The following is a 19,200-nucleotide window of genomic DNA, read 5'->3' on the forward strand; positions in this document are numbered from 1 at the left end:
TAATTTTTCATTTGTTTATGTATAGATTCATTTATTAAGTAATAATTTCAATCACTATATAAAAGTTTCAATAATAATATAAAAGATACAAATACTATATAGATGAAAAGAAAAGCTTGGAAACTCTTGTCGCTCTAAGGTTAGATAAATTGACTAAAAAATTGAATCGAAATACTAACTTATCCATAACTACAACTACAAACTATCCAGTTTCACACAAGTTTTATAAAAATGTATTAAGGTTTACACAATTTAATTAATAAATTACTAACAATTCCACAAGTATTTAGACGTAATCTAGTATATGGAAGTACAAAAAACAGTAGGGGAAGGAAAATCAAACCTACTGTTTGTTAGAATTATAGGGTAATAGAAAGATTGTCTATTTTATTTCAACATGACAAATAGCCCTGTCCTTAGTGATTTTTTTGAACAAGGCTCATAATCTATTCATTTTTAAAATTTAAGTAAGTTTGAATGCATCAGGTACATCAATATCATGAGAAACGAGTTCCAGTACAAGTGCATGACGTGTATCATCGTCTAAATATCGTTCCGCCCATGGAATAAACGATTCACGCAGTTTTGCTCGTATCATGCCACCGATTGATTTTATTTTTTCTCCAAGTGTTAAGAAACTTTCACATTGATCCATTGCATAACTCATGGTATAAGTCATAAAATCATCACGAAGTTGTTTGTTTTTAATATATGTAGCGATTCGTGATACTTCTCCTTTATAAGAAACAACAATGTCTTTACGATCTTTATTGGTTAATGCTATGCCAATGGATTCAAGACGGGCTGTTGCTTCTTTACGCATTTTAGCTTCAGTTTGCTTAATTTCAGCTCGGTCATTTTCAATCACACATGCAGGATTCATGCTAACCGTAAATTGAGTGATAACGATTTGTTGGATTTTTTCACGTATGCGAGCTATCCGTCCTTTACGTGGGTTTCGCACCTTTTGTATAGCAGCATCAAATTTAAAAATTGGCGAGATGATTTTTAAGTAGTTTCGCACCTTTTTCGCATTGCGTCCTAAACGTTTCTTTAAGCCGTCCATGTTACGAACACAAGAATAATCTTCAATGGAATTTTTACTATTTTTAAATTGATGAGTAAAGTGGGTACATAATCCTAAAAATTCAATAATACCTTTGCTGTCACGATGGGAAACTAACTCTTTTAAAATAGAAGTCTCTAATAATGCATGAGGAATTCGAAAATATGAAAGTTTCCCATCATTATCTTTTGTTTCTTTTGCTGTACGATTGAATCTTGCATAGTTGCAAATTTCATACACTGGAATTTTCCCGTTAATAAAAATTTCTCTAACAGCCCCAGAATGAAGCAAAGCTTGAAAACCTGTATGAATAGTTGAATAGGGAATATCAGATTCGTTCGCGATAGTAGATAATTTAAAATCACGAGGAAGTCGTCCTAAATCATTCACCTTAAAGTGAAGTAAAATAAGAGTAGCTAATGCAGATGAAGGTAAAGCATATTCACCAAGTTCGTTATTCTTGATTAAATATATACGAAGCTCATCAAAGAACTTTGGCCCATGCATGAGGTATTTTGATTTTTGATTTTTTTTACTAAATTTCATGTTTGTTTTTAAAGTTTTTGTTTCTAATTGAATATTGTTAGTGAAATCATTAGCACTTAGGGTTTCAAAACTAGTTACCATAAAAAAACCTCCTATTTTTTCCACCGCAAATTTACGGAAAAATAGGAGGTTTTATATTCACATTGTATGTGTATTATGGTATAATTTTAATATCAAGTATGACATAAAAAAGAACCACATATACTTATAGTGTGAATTAAAACCCTATCTTTTGGAGTTATTAATTGGTATCGAGTTTGCCGACCTGAACCAATTAATAACTGTGCGGTGGGTTTTTTTTCTGTTTTTTCTTTGATTATAATAATACAGAAATTATGTTAAATTTTCAACTTATATTTAGTATGTTAATATTGTTTAAGAGATACTTCTACATACTAGTTTAATGTTTTTTTAAATAATTTACAAATAAGAATTGAATTATAAACCTTAAGAAATTAAGGTTTATAGAAATAGAGGGAAAGGCTATATGCCTTTCCCTCTATTTTTATAATTTAGAAAGTGAACATATTGTATTAGTTCTTGTTCAATTTGATTTTTGAGATCTGGATTTTTGGAAAGTTCTTTATGTAATGTTTGAGCTAATAATGCAATTTCTCTCTTTTCTTTACTTTCATTGTCATTGAATTCTACGGAATTACCTATTAAATAGTCAGTAGAAACATCAAAGAATTGTGCAATTCTAATTAAGGTTTTGTAATCAGGCTCTGTTCCAACATTTTCCCAATTAGATACATTTGTTTGTTTAACACCGAGTACTTCTCCAAGTTGTCTCATACTTAGCTTTTTATTTTTGCGTAATTCTTTTAGGCGTTGGCCAAACATATAAATCCGCCCTTTCATTAAAAAATAGTTAAAAAAATAATTATATTTAAGTTGACTTTAGGCTTTAAGCCGAATACAATGTAAATAAGGGGGTGACGAATTGACTACAATACGTAAAATACGTGAAACTAAAGGATTTAGTATTAAAGATGTTGCAACTATTTGCGATATTCCAGTAACTACTTTATATGATGTAGAGACTGGGAGAAAAGGAGTATTAGCTAAAAGAGCACAAAAAATTTCTGACCTTTTAGGCGAGCCATTAGATAGATTATTTATTCCGACGTATTATCGAGCTAAAATCACATAATTCCAATTAACTTGATAAGTATACCTATATAATATACATTCAATGTACATTGTATAGGAAATAAGAAAGATTTCAATCATTTTTAACTGCAAGTAGAAACTATGTTCATGAAGTATATTTTTTTGTTCAAATAAGACTGAATTTTTTAAATATTAAATCTATTTGGATCTTTGAAAATTTCATACTCAAAAAGGAGCTACTAACAATGACGAAAAGATTCGTGTATTCCAAATCCTTGGCCTTGTTGATGAGCTTATGTGTGTTCTTCATCAGTGTACTGATTCCGATGAAATCTGCGAGTGCGGAGGTGATTCATCGTGAAAATTACGAGATGAATTGGGCTTACAGTCCACAATACGGAAAAAATGTCCGTACAGAGCTTTTGAAAAACGCCAGTGGTCAAATTGCGTATTGCTTGGTATACGGGCTCAAGTCTCCAAATGGTACAGATTTACCAGAGGTAGGACGAACGGATGATGTTGTCTACCGTGTACTACTAAATGGATATCCGCAAAAAACACCTGAACAATTAGGAGTTTCTACATGGCAACAGGCTCATTACGCCACGCAGCTGAGCATTTGGCATGCACTTGGGCAAATCAATACAGGTGAGTTGCAATTTAAAGATGCAGCTGTGGAACAATCAACGGAAGCCATTACGTATGCGGCGGAGCATACAGGAGACACACAAGATGTTTATATGAATGTACAGCCAACAGATAAACAAGAAGCAAAATTGAACGGTGAATACTTTGAAACAACAACATATGCTGTAGAAACGAATGCAAAAAAAGGTGAGTATAAGATTCTATTGCAAGAAGCACCAGTTGGAACACGAGTTGTCACAGAACAGGGAGAAGCAAAAGAAACATTCCAACTAGATGAAAAATTCCGTGTACAAGTACCAAAATCCTCTAATAGTGCGGAATTGTCATTACGAGTAACTGCCAACCTGACCAATCAACATGCGGTGATGTATAAAGGTACAAGTGTGATTCAGGATGCAACGGTTCTATTAGAACGTAGTCAAGAGAAAGTAAGTCAGGATTTACAAGTCTTTTGGAAAGCGGTAGGCGGTTTGAAAATCCTTAAAGTGGATGAAAACAAGAAACCACTGGCAGGAGCAGTATTTGAAGTGTTAGCTAGCAACCAGAAGTGTATGGGAACGATTACAACAAACGACAAGGGCATTGCCTCTTTAGATAATATTGAGATGGGAACTTATGTCGTGAAAGAAGTAAAAAGTCCTGTGGGTTACGTGTTACAGGATACACCACAAACAGTGGAAGTAAAAACAGGCGAAATCGCAAACATCACAGCGGAGAATCACAAAATAAAAGGGAATGTGGAAATCAAGAAGTTGAGTGATAATGGGAAAGTCCTTCCGAACGTTGAGTTTACCGTATATACAGCGGATGGAAAAGAAGTAACAAAAGTTGTGACAAATGAGCAAGGAATTGCAAAAGTAGAGAACCTTCCTTTCAACAAGTACTTCTTTAAAGAAACGAAAGGAGTAGAAGGCTATCTTGTAAACGAAACGAAATATCCATTCGAAATTAGCGAACAAGGGAAAACGCTCACTTTCACAGTAGAAAACAAAGAAGTCAAAGGGCATGTTCAGCTTCTGAAAGTGGATGCAGAGAATCCGGATCAGAAACTAGCAGGTGTCACGTTCCTTCTACAAAACAGGGAAGGAAAGACAGTCAGTGAACATACAACAGATGAGAACGGACTAATTCAAGTAGAAAACCTTCCGTTTGGCATGTATACATTTGTAGAAAAGAAAACGTTAGAAAATTATGTACTAACAAAAGAGCCAATTCCGTTCGAAATTACAGAACACGGAAAGACAATGGAATTAGTTGCTAAGAATAAGCTGATTACAGGGGAATTAGAACTAACTAAGGTTGATATCACAGATGGAAATAATAAATTACCAAATGCAGAGTTTACGATTTTTAATGAAAAAGGTGAAGAAGTTGTAAAAGGAAAGACAAATGAGCAAGGAATTGCAACATTCAAAATTCCGTACGGGAAGTACACATACAAAGAAACGCAAGCACCAGACGGATATGTCTTACATGAAGAAACATTCTCTTTTGAAATCAAAGAAGAGGGAGAAATCATTAAGCATACAGTGAAAAATGCAAAGAAACCAGTACCAACTCCAGAAACACCAGAGAATCCAACACAACCAGAGAAAGAACAAAAACCTGAAGTGCCAGCACCGACACCAGAGAAACCACAGCCTGAACAACCAAAAATAGTGGAACAGCCTGTAAAAGAAAAGCCAATTGTGAAAGCAGCAGAACCAGCACCAAAGAAAATAGAACATAAGCTTCCAACGACAGGTGGAAAAGCAGAGAATCCATATTGGATGTGGATTGGTGGAGTTGTCATGTTATTAGGTGGGCTTGTCGCAATTCGTGCCTATCGTACAAATAAAAAGGCGAATGAGTAGGATATCAATTGTATGAAAGGGTGAGGTACAGTGGTGAAATATCGATTAGGTTATGACTATGTATTCATACCAAACGAACCAATTGTGAATAAGGGAGAAGACGTAAGTTCTATGAGTGTCCATGTTTTGTTTCAAGTATTTGATGAAAACGGACAGGAACGATTGTTTGAAGATCAGGAATTGACAGAGCAACGTCTTTTCTTAAAAAATGGGGAATCTTGTTATCTGACAGATATAGTCAGATGCTCATTTGACAAAGAAACGATTCTATCATTTGAACGAAATCAGCGCTTATTAGAAGACAGTGGTTACACGGTAAATTGGAGAATTGATGCGTATTTCAAGGATATAGGAATCGTTTATGCCAAAGGACAGGAAATTTCAAAAGAAGAATGGATGGACATGATGGTACAGTATCGAGATCTGTTTGATAATCGGGATAATGAATCGGCACAAAGTTGTGCGTATTTTACCGAGAAAGTAACTGTTTGACACAAGTAAATGAATGATTTTCAACGACAAAGGGTTGGTGGGAAACGGAATAGTATAGAGGGTGTCAGTTGAGAGAATTATCTAAAAGAGAAGGTAGGGAGAAAAATGCGTGGTGTAAGCATGTATAACCAAAACCAGAAGGGATTTGCAGGCGGTACAGTTGGAAAAGGAAAAAAGTATACCTTACACATTGATGAATATATGCAGGCAATGGCAATTGCGAGAACATTTGTCAAACCAGCGGAACGAGAAGGGTTTTGGGTAGAATCGGCTATAGAATTATTAGCAGGCTGTATGATGTATTTTCAAAAAAAGCGCGGAGAGCTTCTGTATTTTGATGTAGAACAGACATTAGACTTGCTACAGAAAGCAACCGAACAAGAGGATTATGTAGCAGAGTTAATGACGTCAATTGGAGAGAATCACCCATCGTATCATATTTTTAAGAGAATTGATCCTTCAGAACGTATGACAAGGACAGGGATTATTGAACAGTTAGTTTCTATTCTTAGGAAACACTGTATCTATCAGCGATATCTGAAAGGGCTAGGAAGGGGAGAAGGGATATGAGTCAGCCATTGAAGAAACACTCCTTGGTGGTTGGAAAGTCTGGAGAAGGAATGAGTCAAATCTATATTTTTGAAAGGGAAAATAGTAAGTTGGTAAAGGCAAAGGAATATCTGTCCCAAGAAAGGCTTCAGGAAGATTCTTATGAGGCGGAAGAAACGTTCCATTTTTTTAGAGGGTGTAAGAATGCATGTTTACTAGCCATTCCAACATGGATAGCTATATTGCTAATATGGTTTTTATAATTACAATCCGAAAGATAGGTGAAAGAAATGTTAATCGGGGCTACTGAAATCAAGTTTGAAAAAGAAAACCATTCGAATGTGTACGTCGTTGGTCCTACTGGCGCAGGAAAAACACGATGGTATACCATTCCAAATGTAAAGCAAGAAGAAAAGAACATCATCGTTGTAGAGAGTAGGAAAAAGGAAATCTATTATGCTACCAATCAAACAAAAGCTGAGCAGGGATATGAAATTTTACAATTGGATCTCCTTCATCCGCTATTTGAAGAACGCTTACAAGACATGGTAGTGAACGCTACACAACAAAAGTTTGTGTTATATATTTCTGCCAATCTCATTGATAGTACGTATCAAGAGCGGGGAGATCGTCTTCAAAAAGTATTCGACCTACTACAAGAAAAAACATTAGAAAGAGATGTACATCTCTATTTAGATGAGTATGAGTTGTATCCCATTCCCAATCTCTTGCATGTCCTACAAGTTGTGAAAGCCAAAAGAATTCATATTTCCATGATTGTTCAGTCACACGCTCATCTCCAACAGGTTTATGGGAAACAGGTTGCCAATCAAATTGCCGGGTATTGTAATCAAATCCTATTTTTTGGAACAAATAGTATGGATGATGCAAAATATTTTAGTCGAATGAGTGGATACGATCAAATGGAACTTTTTTTACTACAAAATGAAGTGATTGTACTCGATACGTATTATCTTCCAAGAAAAATACCAATTAAGCAGGTAGATTGCAATCACTAGATGACTAGAGAACTATACAAATGGAGGGTTCAAAATGACTAAGAAACAAGCATTTCTGAAGAAAGTCACGATTGTAAGTGGGACAGTGCTTGCGCTGTCTTCTCTTACTGGGTGTTTTGGAAAAGACGAGGCATCATCTAAAGAAAAAGGCAAAAAGAAAACGGAAGAAGTAAAAAAAGAGAAGAAGCCTGAGAAGGAAAAGGAGAAGTCAGAGAAAGAGAAGGAAGGAGAAAAAGAACCGCATCCTACCGATGAAAATGTCATGCATGTATCTTCTAAAAAAGAATCTTCTCCTATCTCTACCACGATAGCAAAAAAATATTTAACAGAAGATGAAACGAAGCAATTAACAACGATTCTTCAAACGAATCAAAAATCGAAAATAGAGCAAGAAAAGTTACCAACGCCTGCAATCGAACCACCAAAAATAGAACCATCACCGCCAGTTATCTTGACACCATTAGGGAATACATCAAATTCGAAAGAATCCATTTCACTTGAAAAACCTACGCCACCAATCAATATAGAAAAGCCGAAGGTGAAGGTAGAACTGCCAACAGAACCTGATAAGCCTACGCCACCAGTCATTATGCCACCAACAGATGATGGAGGGGGGAATAAACCGAAACCGCCCGTTATCATACCACCTACAGGTGGAAATGGGGGAGATAAGCCGAAACCTCCCGTAGAACCGCCCACAGAACCAGAAAAGCCGAAACCAATCGTAGATAGCGAAGCACCAAAAATGAAAGTAAAAGAGAATCTAACGGTACAAAAAGGACAGAATCTGAATCCTCATCATTTGGTTACCGTAACCGACAACATGGATCAGAGTCCGTTATTATCGATTAACGGGAACTATGACACAAGTCAAACTGGGGAAATGCAGGTAGAAGTGGTTGCGATTGATAAAGCAGGTAACCGTTCTAGTATCAGGGTAACAGTAACCGTTATCGACCCCGAAGCAGATAAGGATAGGGAAGCGCCTGTGATCAAAGCGAAAGAGAACATTACAGTGACAGTTGGTCATATTCTTTCCGCACAAGATTTAGTTACTGTAAGTGATAACAAGGATGCGAATCCAATTGTTTCTGTCGGCAAGTACGATACAAGCAAAGCAGGAGAGATACAGGTAGAAGTTATTGCGGTAGATCGCTCTGGAAATCAGGCAAGTGTCATGGTTACGGTGAAAGTAATAGATGTAAATGAGAATAAAGACACGGAAGCGCCTGTGATTACACCAAAAGAGAATGTCACCGTAAAAGTCGGAGCAAAATTATTACCACAAGATTTGGTGACCGTACAAGATAATCAGGATGCAAACCCTACAGTAACGATTGGAGCGTATGATACGAGCAAAGCAGGAGATATTTCAGTAGAAGTGATGGCAGCCGATAAAGCAGGAAATCTTTCTGTTACGAAAGTGGTAGTCAAAGTAGTAGAAGAACAAAAGCAAGACCCACCTGTTGAAGCACCAAACGAACCCGAGAAACCATCATCTACAGAAGACACATCCAAGCAGGCGCTAATGGAACAAGGAGGGCAAGTGTAGTGGGAATGGGGGATTATACTTACGCACGTATGCTCTATACAGCTGAGCAAAGTAAGAAAGGGCAGGTGTTTATCATTGACCCAAAGTCAAATTGGGGAGAGAAGAGAGGGAGTGGTTGTCATGAAGCAAAAAGTAAAAAACTTGTTTCAAAATAAAATCATTTGGCAGTATGCAATGTTTGCGATGATATGTGTCATTATATTTACTCCACATACTGCTTTTGCTGCTGGTGAAGAAGACCAGATTAAAACAAAGATTAAAAGTATTGTAGATGCTGTTTCGACTATTATTCTATTCGTTGCCCCATCTGTTGGAGCTTGTATGTTTGGATGGAAAGGAATCAAAATGAAGCTCGCAAATAACCCATCGGAGAAAGCAGAATGCAAAGGCGATATGCTATCGATTGTGATGGTGACAGGCGTTATTTTTATGGGAACATTAATTGTGAATTTTGTGGTTGGAAAGTTGAGGTAAAAGAAGATGAGTCCAAAACACATTCATATTCCAAAAAATATTGATGCGAAGTTTGAGTTGATTCCGAATACAGGCATAGGGTGGAGGGAGATAGGTTACTATCTTCTCTTCCTTCCAATTGTTGGGGGGACATTGTATCTGTTACCCATTCATATTTTTGTACAACTTGGATTAGGTTTAGTCTTGTTCGTTCTATTTACGGGGTTACTTGTGCTACCAGCGATTCAAGGATGTAACGTGAAAGCAGGTGCGTACTTGCTAGATGTATTTCGTTTTCATCAGCGAAAAAGAAAGAAGCAAACGATCTTGTTATATAAAAAAGAGTAGGTAGGTGAGAAAATGGGTTTCCAAAAATGGCAAGAAAAACGAAAACAGAGACAACAAGCAAAACGTACACAGGATTTAATTCCGATTCAAACGTTGTATCATCAAGCGATTCTGACGAAGAAGCAAACCTTGATTGTGGGCATTCGGGTGGGGACGATGAACTTGGAATTAATGGGTGAGGAAGACAAACTAGAATTGATGGAGGAATTTGGTGCGATTGTGTCAGGAATTCCATGTGAATTTCAAATTGAAGTTCTGGCAGAACCTGTTGACTTATCGGATTATGTGGAAGATCAGAAACAAAAGATAGAAGAAGAATCGAATGCCATGCGTCAATTATTAAGAAGTGGATATGTTTCTTATTTAGAGAACTCCTCACACGCTCAGAATACGCTGAAAAAGGCGCATTACCTTCTTTTAAGGGAGAAAGTACAGGGAAGCGAAGAAAGTATTCAAAACGGGCTAGAAACGCTCTTAGAAAGAGCGGAGATGTTGCGAGAGAATTTGACGGAACTTTCAGAAGACGGGCTAGAATGTCATATCTTAAATGCTCATGAGATTGTTCAGATTCTTCAGGTGCATTTTAACAACTATCAAGCACGTATTAATCGTTTTAAAGAAGTTTCCTCACCCTATATTACAGTGAAACATGCCAAAAGTAGACAAAATATAAAAGGAGGGGAATAGCGAATGTTACGATTCAAGAGAAAAGAGAAAAAAGAAGAACCAACCTTTCAACGTTTTTCTGTAGCGGATCAGATTGCACCAGCTATATTTGAGGAAGAAATAGATTATATCCGGGTAGGAGAAGGATATGAACGTATCCTTTGTATGACGGATTATCCATCAGGTAGCTACATGGGGTTCTTATCCAAATTGTATCGGTTAGAAGGAAATATCTCCTTTACCTATCATGTAGAACCGACTTCCTCTGCTGATATGATTAAGAGCTTTAGTAATTCGATTGAAGAGTTAGAAGCAAGATTGCTGTCGGGAAAATTAAATCCTGAAATGAGAAAACGAGCGGAACAGGAATTAGAGAGTGCCAATAATATGCTGGAGGATTTAGTGGCGAATGATACAGGTGGCATGTTACTGGTGCATTTCCTGATTCGGCTTCATGCCGAGAGTCTTGAACAGTTGAAGAAACTGACTGATAAGGTAAATAATGCATTTTTAGCTCGTAATCTCTTTGCCTATGTGCCGAGTTCACGCATGCAAGATGCCTTTGAATCTTGTTTGCCCATTCTGGAAAATAAGGTAGGAGAATATACGAGAAGAAATATGGATACAAAAGCATTCTCTACTTTCTTTCCTTTTGATGAAACAGAATTGTTTACGAAGCGCGGGATTGCGATGGGAAGAAATATCAAAACAAAATCGCTCATTGTCGTGAATAAATGGGAATTACAGAACCGAAATGGGATTATTTTAGGGCAATCGGGGTACGGAAAAACCAAATTGAAGCAAATGTTACTAATGCGTGATTTTATGGAAGGGATTCGGATTTTTAACATGGATCCAGAAGGAGAAGATAGTGAATTTGTTGGAAAACTCGGTGGTCAGGTCATTGAACTGTCCAATACCACAGATACGCGTGTCAATCCGTTACACGTGTTTTATGAGCGAGATACAAAAAAGAAAGGAAATCCATTACTGGAGCATTTAGAACGTGTAAAAGTCTTTTTCAAGATTATGCGTCCGTCTATGACGATTGATGAATTAGCGGTATTAGATGCTTACCTGGTGGAATTATACGAATCAGAGCCTTTTTACATGACATTTGATACAGACTTTGAGCAAAAGGAACCTGAAGATTTTCCTGTCTTAGCAAATTTATATGCGCTATTGATGAAAAAAATCGAGGAAGGAGACGACACATTAAAGTTATTCTCCTATGTACTGAAACAATACGTTTCGGGTGCAAATAATCGTATTTTTAATGGACCTACCAATGTAGATTTACGTAATCAACTCATTTCGTTTGATATTTCCAGACTAGGAGTCGGTTCAGCTTTACAATCTTGTGCGATGTTCAATGCGACATCGTTTCTATGGGATGAGATTACGAGAACAGCAGGGAGAAAGACGTTGTTTTTAGATGAATTACACGTATTCGCAGACCCGTCTAATCCGCAAAGTATGGAATTCATTTATCAGATTTGGAAGCGGATCCGAAAGTATGATGGAAGCGTATGGGGCGCAACACAACAGGTAGAAGAATTACTCCGGGCGAGCGATGGTAAAAAGAATTACGGGGGAGCGGTTATTGAAAATAGTTTAATGAAAATGTTCTTACCACTTGCAGAAAAATCCATTCACGATTTGATGACGCAGGCGCAAATCAAATTTTCAGACAGTGAACGAAAAATTTTAAAACCTCGTAAGAAAAATAAAGGAGAAGGAATTTTTATCTATGCGGATAAACGTGTCCACCTTCTGATTGAACCAACAGAGGTGGAATGGGAACTGATGGGCGGAAAACCAAAAGAGGGGGAAGTGGGATGAGTATGAAGGAAAAACCCCTTGCGGATTCTCGGAAAACATTTTGGTTGTCAGTCGGAATGATTTTCAGTTTCTGTCTCTTGATTGATTATGTGGTGGCATTTGGCCTTCGAATGATTGATTTTTTATTAGAACATAAAGACGAGTTAATGGAGTTGCCAGATGGTACAGCAAAAGACCTTGCGGTTTCCTACCTGACGAGTCCAATCGAAACCGTATCGTTCGCACTAGGACTCGAACTGTATCAATATGCACAACTTATCCTACTTGGTATTTTCGCTTATACAACCTTCCAAACATGGAGAAAGTTAAAACCACATACGGTGGAAGATGCAAGCGAATACGGAGGATTAGGGAGTGCTTCTCTTTCAGATGAGGTAACCATTTTTGATGAGATAGATATTACGGATGACAGGAAAGAAGAAGGAACTGTTTTAGCGGTCTATAATGATAAATTGATGATTCATAAGGAAGACAGTTTTTTAAATCGTCATGTATGTGTCATAGGTGGTTCTGGTTCAGGAAAAACAAAATGTTATATCTTAAACAATGTCGTCAATACGAAAAACAAATCGATTGTCGTGTCAGACCCAAAAGGGGAAATCTATGAACTTACTTCTCGTGAGAAGAGAGAACAAGGGTATGAAGTGTACCTCATTAATTTTTCAAACATGGCATTATCCGACATGTACAACTCGATTGATTATGTAGGACTGGATCAAGATGCTGAAAAATTTGCAACAACGCTTGTTTTAGGCGGAGAAGAAGGACAACAATCGGGAGATAGTTTTTGGCAGGAACAAGCAGTTTCGTTGATTACTGCGGGTATTCTATATGTAAGAGAAAACCTGCCGAAAGAACAGCATTCGATGGAATATGTATACAACTTATTGACAGAACCTTCAGAAAAGGAATTGAAGAATCTGTTTGCAAATTTAGAAGAAGAATCGTCCGCTAGAATTGCTTTTGGTGTCGTGAAAAATGCGACAGATAAAACATGGGGCGGGATTGTGAGTAACGCAGCCAAGGCAATGAAACTATGGAAATTAAAATCGGTTCGTACGTTTTCAAAATACAGTAGCTTTAAATTAGCGGATATTGGGAGGAGAAAAATCGCTTTATATGTGGTCATTCCATTGGCAGACCGTACGTATCGAGCGTTAATTAATACATTTTTCGCTCAATTATTTCAAGAATTATGTGCCTATGCGGATACAAACCATAATACGTTAGATATTCCTGTTCGGTTCTTATTAGACGAGTTTGCGAACATTGGAAAAATGCCTGATTTTGCAGAACGACTTTCTACTGTCCGTTCCTATGGGATGGAAGTATCAATCATTGCGCAAAGTATCGGGCAATTAATGGATCGATACGGTGAGAAACAAACTGGTGAGATTATGTCCAATTGTGATACGACTCTTTTTTTAGGCACAAATGACCTCGACACAGCGAAATATTTCTCAGAACGACTGGGTGTGACGACCAAAAGGTTGCGAAATGATAGCCAAACACCTGGAGAATTTGATAGCAATCAACAGGCGTATACCTACGTACAGAGACCGCTCAAGACACCCGATGAACTCTTGAATCAGATGAAAAATAATGATTGTTATGTATTTCAACGTGGCAGATTACCCATTCATGCGCAAAAAGCATGGGTAGCCAACTGGTTTGCTGACCAAGTAGGAGAAAAGGCAGACATGGGATGGCATTTAAAAGGGAAGTCAGCAGAATTAAGTATACCAAAAGAAGAAAAGCCAAAAGAAACGGTAGAGTCTTCCTGTTTATCAGAAGATGAAAAACAGGAAAATAATCAAGACGAATCGCAAGCATCTGTACCAAGTGAAGGAGAAGTACAGGAAACACCAGAAAGTGGGAAACAGAAAGAGGAACAAAATACCGAAGAAACTGTGTCCTTACCGATTACGGTGAAACGAGAACTATGGGGAGACGAGGTGTTACAACCTGTAAGGGTAGAAAAGAAAAATGGACGGATACAAGCTTTGTATACGATGGACTTAGAAGCAGATGAAGAAGGAGAAGAGGGCGTTCAGTTTCTTGTACAGAAGAATCCAGCTTGCATGATGACAGATATAGAGTTCGTTCCTCACTATGACGTAACGGAAACAGAAGAACAGTTTCTGATACAGGTGAAAGAAGCGATCCAGCACATTACACTCAGTCTGATTTATAAAGAACAAAAACGAGATTTTTCGCCAGTGGAACATATCGAAGAGAAAGAAGCACAAAGAAGGAAAGAACAAAAAGAGAAAGCGGGGGTGTAGGTATGATTATTGTATTTGGGGACGGGACGGTAGAGGAAACCGCTACAGAATATGTATATCGGTTTTCGAAAACAAAGTTAAAACAAGAAGCTCCATTTGACAGCATCAAACAAACCAAATCGTATTTGTTACCGTGTACCTTTGCGGAAATTATACGAGGAGATGTCATACTTCGGTATGAAAAAGAACCCCACTTGTTATCGTTTTCTCGTATCCAACAAGAAAATGAAGCGATCAAACGGAAAGTGGTGTCTCGCTTGGTCCACCTCTTCCAAACACATCAAGAAACGATGCTCCTCCCCATTCCAGACAATATTTTTTACACGAAGAAAGGGGAAGTGAAGCTCATGTATCAAGCAATGGACCACATGCCTGTAACGGGATTTAATCGAAATGATAGGTTGACCCATACGAAACGTTTACTTGCCTTTGCTTTTTCGAATGAATCATTTGAAGCTTGCATGCTTCAGTCAGTAGAAATGAGGAGTGAATTCTTACAACATATCTATCAATCTACAACATGGGAAGCGTTGCAAGAACTCGTGAAAGAACCAGAAGAAACGGAAGAAAAACAAAAAAAGAGAAAGAGAAATTGGTCATTCGCACCTTTCTCTTTCCCTCTTTCCACCAAGTTATGTGTCGCTTTGTTGACACTATCGGTTTCCTGTAATTTGTATGTTATCACAAAAGACAGTATCCAGCCAGCGATGGTGAATGCGAAACAGGATGAACAAAGTGAAAAACAAAAGAAACACATACAAATGCTAGAACAAGAGAAAACAAAGTTACAACAAAAAATGCAGGATAAAGAATCTGAAATCAAAGAAATTGTGGGACAACTGAAAATTGTCATTGAAGAAAACAAAAAGTTACAACAAAAACAAGCGACTGTGCCTCCAGCGCAGTAACAAAAAGGAGTGAACGTGCATGTGGCAAGCGGTGAAAGACTTTTTTACAACGGTAACGAATCCCATTGAAGCCTTTTCTCGGTGGATTGTGGAATTGTCGATTCAACTCTTAAATTTTTTCTTAGGTTCGATTGTGAGTGTCACGAAAATTGATACGGAATATCAAAATGTACAGGTGATACAAGATGTATTTTCTTGGGTTCGTTTTCTCGTCTATGCCTTAGTAGGAGTCATTGTCCTTCATCAATTATTTAAACAATACTTAGCGATTTCTACGGGTTCCATTCAAAGAAGAACAACGTCTCAAATTATGGGGGATATCGGAAAGTTTGCATATCGTCTTCTCATGTTACCCTTGTTTTTAGATATCATGATTAAAATCAATTCGTTCTGGGTGGGATTTATTTCAGATAAAGGATTGGTAGTTGACGAATTTGTAAAATTCTTGGGGTTAAATCAAGGAACAGAGAAAAAATCTGTTAGTGAAATTGTGTTAGGGAATATCGCACAGACATATCAATTGCAAATGGCAGGAACGGTTGTATTTGTCGCTATTTTCTTTTTAGTCTTACTCGCTATCTTGTTTGTCTTAATGTACATTCAAATGATTATGAGACTTGGGCAAATTGTCTTTTGTTATGTGTTAATACCTTTTGTCGCCTTATCCGCTTTAAATGAAGAGATGGATATGTATTCAACTTGGTGGAGAGAAACGATTGCCATTGTGGGAACAGCAGCCGCCCAAGTCAGTTTCTTATATTTAGGTCTTAATTGTATGTTATCTGGTCACGCCATTTTAGGAACAGGTATTTTAATAGGGGTTGTGACAACACCAGCTGTTTTACAAAAATTTGTCTATTCTACAGGTGTGGCAAGTGGTACAGGAAGTATGATGAAATTTATGACACGTCAAGTGCTGATGAAGAGGAGATGATGAACCGTGTATATCAAAGCAACCGTAACCGTTGTACGAAATTGGAAGCCTATACTGATTGGCATACTGGTTTTGTTTAGTCTCTTCATCTGTTTGATGTGGGGAGGAGGGAGTAAGCCACAAACACCAATGGGGACAGGAACAACAACTGTTCCACCGGAAGTTCTAAAATGGGAACCTACGGTTCGTAAATATGCACAAGAATTTGGTGTAGAGCCCTATGTACCGTTAATGCTAAGTTTAATTATGCAGGAGAGCGGCGGACGTTTGCTCGATGTCATGCAATCGGCAGAGGGCGCTTTTAACACGAAGTACCCGAAAATTCAAAACGGAATCACAGACCCGGACTACAGCATATGGGCTGGCGTACAAGAATTCAAACATTCTATTACAATAGCAAATGTGCAGAGTCCATCTGATATCAATCGAATAAAATTAGCCCTTCAAACATATAATTTTGGCCCGGGATTTTTGAACTATATTAATAGTAATGGCGGGGAATATACTCTAGAATTAGCGAAAAGTTTTGCCTTAAAAATGGCAAATGGGCGCACACAATGTGGATTCAGAAGTCCATTTTGTTATGGTGATTATAGCTATGTTGAAAAAGTTTTGAAATACTATCAAACGAGTGAAATTGCTGGTGGTGGAGCTGTTGGAGACGAATTTTTTCAAAAAGTTATGGCTGAAGCCATTAAATATAAAGGTTATAAATATGTATTTGGCGGAGCAAGCCCAACTGCAAGTTTTGATTGTAGTGGTTTAACCCAGTGGACATTCCGAACAGCAGGTGTGCAATTAGATCGAACCGCACAAATGCAATGGAATCAAACAAAACGTATCTCTGCTGAAGAAGCAAAGCCCGGAGATTTAGTGTTTTTCCATGGAACATATAATTCAGGGACATATATTACGCACGTAGGTATTTATCAAGGGAATATGCAAATGTATCATGCTGGTGCCCCCCTTGATTATGCTGATTTAAATAAACCGTATTGGCAGCAACATCTCGCAGGGTTTGGTCGAGTACAATAACGATGAGAAAGGGTGAATGAAAATGAGACGTAGTATAGCAATTCTGATTTTATCTATAGGTATAGTGATATTAATAGGGTATGCTTGGAAACAAAAAGGGGAGGTGAAAGTATATGAAACAAAATATAAACAAGTTTTGAAAGAAAATACCAGTTTAAAAGAGAAGGTGCAGGCAAAAGAGAACAATGAGGAAACAAAAGTAAAAAAAGATACAGACGCCTTTTTACGAGCCTTCTTTACGTATGATACGTCAAAAGGTGAACAAGGGTGGTCAAAAATTGATGCATATACAACAGAGTCTGTAAGAGGGAAGTTAAAGCCAGCAGGAGAAGAAAAGAAGCCAGAAAAAACCCCACCAGAAACAACGATTGTTTCAGCTATAAAAGATGTCAAGTTATACTATACAGCTGTGCAAAATGGTGAGAAAGCGAATGTGTTTTCTCGTGTGTGGATTAATACGACTGTAAACGGTGTAACGAGTACCATGCAAATGGTATTAGATATTGAGATGGTATATAGTCCTGAAAAGAAAAAATGGATTGTAGGAAACATTAGTATCCAACAGCCTTTAGGTGAAGAGGGATATATTAATTAATTATTTTATATAGAGGGAGTGGTTTATATGAAAATGAAGCATGATAGAAATTGGAATGCGCTATTGGATTTACAGTTACAAGGGGAGAAAAAAATCCAAGTATTAAATTTTGTGATGGAACGATTGGATGCAAAAAATCAATTGCATATGACACAAAAAGAAATCGCAGAACAAACACAGGTATCCGAACGCACTGTCAGCGAGACGATGAAGACGTTACAAGAATCTACCTTTTTACAGCGTTTACAGTCGGGTGTGTATGAGGTCAATCAGGCATTTGAATATGAACATCAACTTTCTGAAGAAAAAGGGTTAGAAAAGGGAATGGAAGTGTTACGTGACAACTTACAAACGGTTACAGTAAAAAACGTATTGAATAAAAGTATGAAGGACGTGCAACAACTGATTGAAAGCGATTTAGAAAATCCGAAAGGTTTTACATTGACCAAAGAGGATGTGAAAGAGTTATTAGATCAGCATGTGAAGAGCTTAGAGCAAACACTTCATCAATACTATGAACAGAAAGAGAAGGGGGCTTCGTGGAAAGAAGCCATTCATACCTTAAAAGAAAATGTAAAACAGAGTTATCAAACCTTAAAAGAAACCTTTATGCAAAAAGTGAAACAAAATGTACAAACGGTAAAAGACGCACCAGGGCAAGTTAAACAGTATACAAAAAATAGGTTAATTGATGGAGTAGTTCGTGTAAATAATCTCATCCTTACAAAGAGCCAAGAATTGAATCAAAAACTGGAACAGGCGAGACCATATCAAAAGGAAACGTTACGAGAAAAGGATAATGAGAAGACGGTTGTACAGGAAAAGGAACAACTTATAGAAAAAGAAGTGGTGCAAGAAAAAACAGTGGAAGAACCTACTATGCCACAACCTCTTGAAAAAGACCTCTTAGTAAAACAACAAGCTGAAATACCTACGGATACGATAAAAAAGAACTTTCAAGAAGTGGTAACAGAACAGTTTGAAAAACATCCAGAAGCAACGATGGAAGCATTACGAGAGTATATTGTAGAACAGCATCCGCATATTCATCGAATTGAACAAGTGAATGCGGAAGAATTTGTCACAAGGATTGAAAAAGTATCACATATTTTACTAGTGAACCAACAAGCCAAGATTATAGATCAAAAAGAAGAGTTAGCAGTCATAGCAGAGGAAGTAACAGACGAAAAGCAGGTAGAAAAATTTGCGGATTTAGTGAAGGAAAAACAAGAAGAAATCGTGATGGAAGAAGAGGTTACAGTGAGTTTCGAAAAATAAGGAGTGGACAACAAAATA

The 19,200-nt window shown here is 37.4% G+C and carries 20 protein-coding genes; 18 read left to right on the top strand and 2 right to left on the bottom strand.

The window, feature by feature from the left end:
- Nucleotides 1-463 precede the first annotated feature (463 nt).
- Together MHH66_RS28070 and MHH66_RS28075 are read right to left on the bottom strand one after the other, a co-directional pair.
- On the bottom strand, nt 464-1,693 hold the full coding sequence (locus MHH66_RS28070) for a hypothetical protein (RefSeq protein ID WP_078185693.1): 1,230 nt from the start codon (nt 1,691-1,693) through the stop codon (nt 464-466).
- Between the two features lie 402 nt (nt 1,694-2,095).
- Nucleotides 2,096-2,455: a helix-turn-helix domain-containing protein gene (locus MHH66_RS28075; protein ID WP_000467904.1), complete on the bottom strand. Its 360-nt coding sequence runs from the start codon at nt 2,453-2,455 to the stop codon at nt 2,096-2,098.
- Nucleotides 2,456-2,555: 100 nt separating this feature from the next.
- Here MHH66_RS28075 and MHH66_RS28080 point away from each other — a divergent pair, with 100 nt between their 5' ends.
- The 18 genes from MHH66_RS28080 (at nt 2,556) to MHH66_RS28165 (ending at nt 19,182) form a co-directional block, all read left to right on the top strand.
- Nucleotides 2,556-2,765, top strand: a complete 210-nt coding sequence (locus tag MHH66_RS28080; protein ID WP_000207879.1) for a helix-turn-helix domain-containing protein — start codon at nt 2,556-2,558, stop codon at nt 2,763-2,765.
- 205 nt (nt 2,766-2,970) lie between these two features.
- Complete coding sequence (locus tag MHH66_RS28085; protein WP_078185694.1) at nt 2,971-5,226, top strand: SpaA isopeptide-forming pilin-related protein; 2,256 nt, start codon at nt 2,971-2,973, stop codon at nt 5,224-5,226.
- A gap of 30 nt (nt 5,227-5,256) precedes the next feature.
- The gene (locus MHH66_RS28090) at nt 5,257-5,718 is read left to right on the top strand and encodes a hypothetical protein (RefSeq protein WP_078185695.1); all 462 of its coding nucleotides are present in this window, start codon (nt 5,257-5,259) and stop codon (nt 5,716-5,718) included.
- 105 nt (nt 5,719-5,823) lie between these two features.
- The gene (locus MHH66_RS28095; protein WP_078185696.1) at nt 5,824-6,288 is read left to right on the top strand and encodes a hypothetical protein; all 465 of its coding nucleotides are present in this window, start codon (nt 5,824-5,826) and stop codon (nt 6,286-6,288) included.
- Nucleotides 6,285-6,530 carry a hypothetical protein gene (locus tag MHH66_RS28100; RefSeq protein WP_078185697.1) on the top strand — a complete coding sequence of 82 codons (246 nt, stop codon included), beginning with the start codon at nt 6,285-6,287 and terminating at the stop codon, nt 6,528-6,530. Before MHH66_RS28095 ends, MHH66_RS28100 begins: the two co-directional genes overlap by 4 nt.
- Nucleotides 6,531-6,557: 27 nt before the next feature.
- Nucleotides 6,558-7,286: a type IV secretory system conjugative DNA transfer family protein gene (locus MHH66_RS28105; RefSeq protein WP_078185698.1), complete on the top strand. Its 729-nt coding sequence runs from the start codon at nt 6,558-6,560 to the stop codon at nt 7,284-7,286.
- A 34-nt stretch (nt 7,287-7,320) separates the two neighbouring features.
- Nucleotides 7,321-8,838: a hypothetical protein gene (locus MHH66_RS28110; protein ID WP_078185699.1), complete on the top strand. Its 1,518-nt coding sequence runs from the start codon at nt 7,321-7,323 to the stop codon at nt 8,836-8,838.
- Nucleotides 8,838-8,993 carry a hypothetical protein gene (locus tag MHH66_RS28115; RefSeq protein WP_165689477.1) on the top strand — a complete coding sequence of 52 codons (156 nt, stop codon included), beginning with the start codon at nt 8,838-8,840 and terminating at the stop codon, nt 8,991-8,993. The genes MHH66_RS28110 and MHH66_RS28115 overlap by 1 nt, the downstream gene beginning before the upstream one ends.
- On the top strand, nt 8,959-9,312 hold the full coding sequence (locus MHH66_RS28120) for a TrbC/VirB2 family protein (RefSeq protein ID WP_000810964.1): 354 nt from the start codon (nt 8,959-8,961) through the stop codon (nt 9,310-9,312). The genes MHH66_RS28115 and MHH66_RS28120 overlap by 35 nt, the downstream gene beginning before the upstream one ends.
- Nucleotides 9,313-9,318: 6 nt before the next feature.
- Nucleotides 9,319-9,639 (top strand): hypothetical protein, encoded by a 321-nt coding sequence (locus MHH66_RS28125; protein WP_078185700.1) that lies wholly within the window; start codon nt 9,319-9,321, stop codon nt 9,637-9,639.
- A gap of 12 nt (nt 9,640-9,651) precedes the next feature.
- Nucleotides 9,652-10,326: a hypothetical protein gene (locus tag MHH66_RS28130; protein ID WP_078185701.1), complete on the top strand. Its 675-nt coding sequence runs from the start codon at nt 9,652-9,654 to the stop codon at nt 10,324-10,326.
- A 3-nt stretch (nt 10,327-10,329) separates the two neighbouring features.
- Nucleotides 10,330-12,147: a VirB4 family type IV secretion system protein gene (locus tag MHH66_RS28135; protein ID WP_078185702.1), complete on the top strand. Its 1,818-nt coding sequence runs from the start codon at nt 10,330-10,332 to the stop codon at nt 12,145-12,147.
- On the top strand, nt 12,144-14,432 hold the full coding sequence (locus MHH66_RS28140) for a VirD4-like conjugal transfer protein, CD1115 family (RefSeq protein ID WP_078185703.1): 2,289 nt from the start codon (nt 12,144-12,146) through the stop codon (nt 14,430-14,432). Before MHH66_RS28135 ends, MHH66_RS28140 begins: the two co-directional genes overlap by 4 nt.
- A gap of 2 nt (nt 14,433-14,434) precedes the next feature.
- Entirely contained in the window at nt 14,435-15,340 is a 906-nt protein-coding gene (locus MHH66_RS28145) for a hypothetical protein (protein WP_078185704.1), read from the top strand.
- A 19-nt stretch (nt 15,341-15,359) separates the two neighbouring features.
- A complete protein-coding gene (locus tag MHH66_RS28150; protein ID WP_016099658.1) occupies nt 15,360-16,274 on the top strand; it encodes a conjugal transfer protein TrbL family protein in 915 nt (304 codons plus the stop codon).
- Nucleotides 16,275-16,280: 6 nt separating this feature from the next.
- A complete protein-coding gene (locus MHH66_RS28155) occupies nt 16,281-17,309 on the top strand; it encodes a bifunctional lytic transglycosylase/C40 family peptidase (RefSeq protein WP_078185705.1) in 1,029 nt (342 codons plus the stop codon).
- 22 nt (nt 17,310-17,331) lie between these two features.
- Complete coding sequence (locus MHH66_RS28160) at nt 17,332-17,904, top strand: hypothetical protein (protein WP_078185706.1); 573 nt, start codon at nt 17,332-17,334, stop codon at nt 17,902-17,904.
- Between the two features lie 27 nt (nt 17,905-17,931).
- On the top strand, nt 17,932-19,182 hold the full coding sequence (locus tag MHH66_RS28165) for a replication/maintenance protein RepL (protein WP_078185707.1): 1,251 nt from the start codon (nt 17,932-17,934) through the stop codon (nt 19,180-19,182).
- Nucleotides 19,183-19,200: the final 18 nt, after the last annotated feature.

The sequence above is a fragment of the Bacillus sp. FSL H8-0492 genome (genome assembly GCF_038006145.1).
GTDB lineage: Bacteria > Bacillota > Bacilli > Bacillales > Bacillaceae_G > Bacillus_A > Bacillus_A mycoides.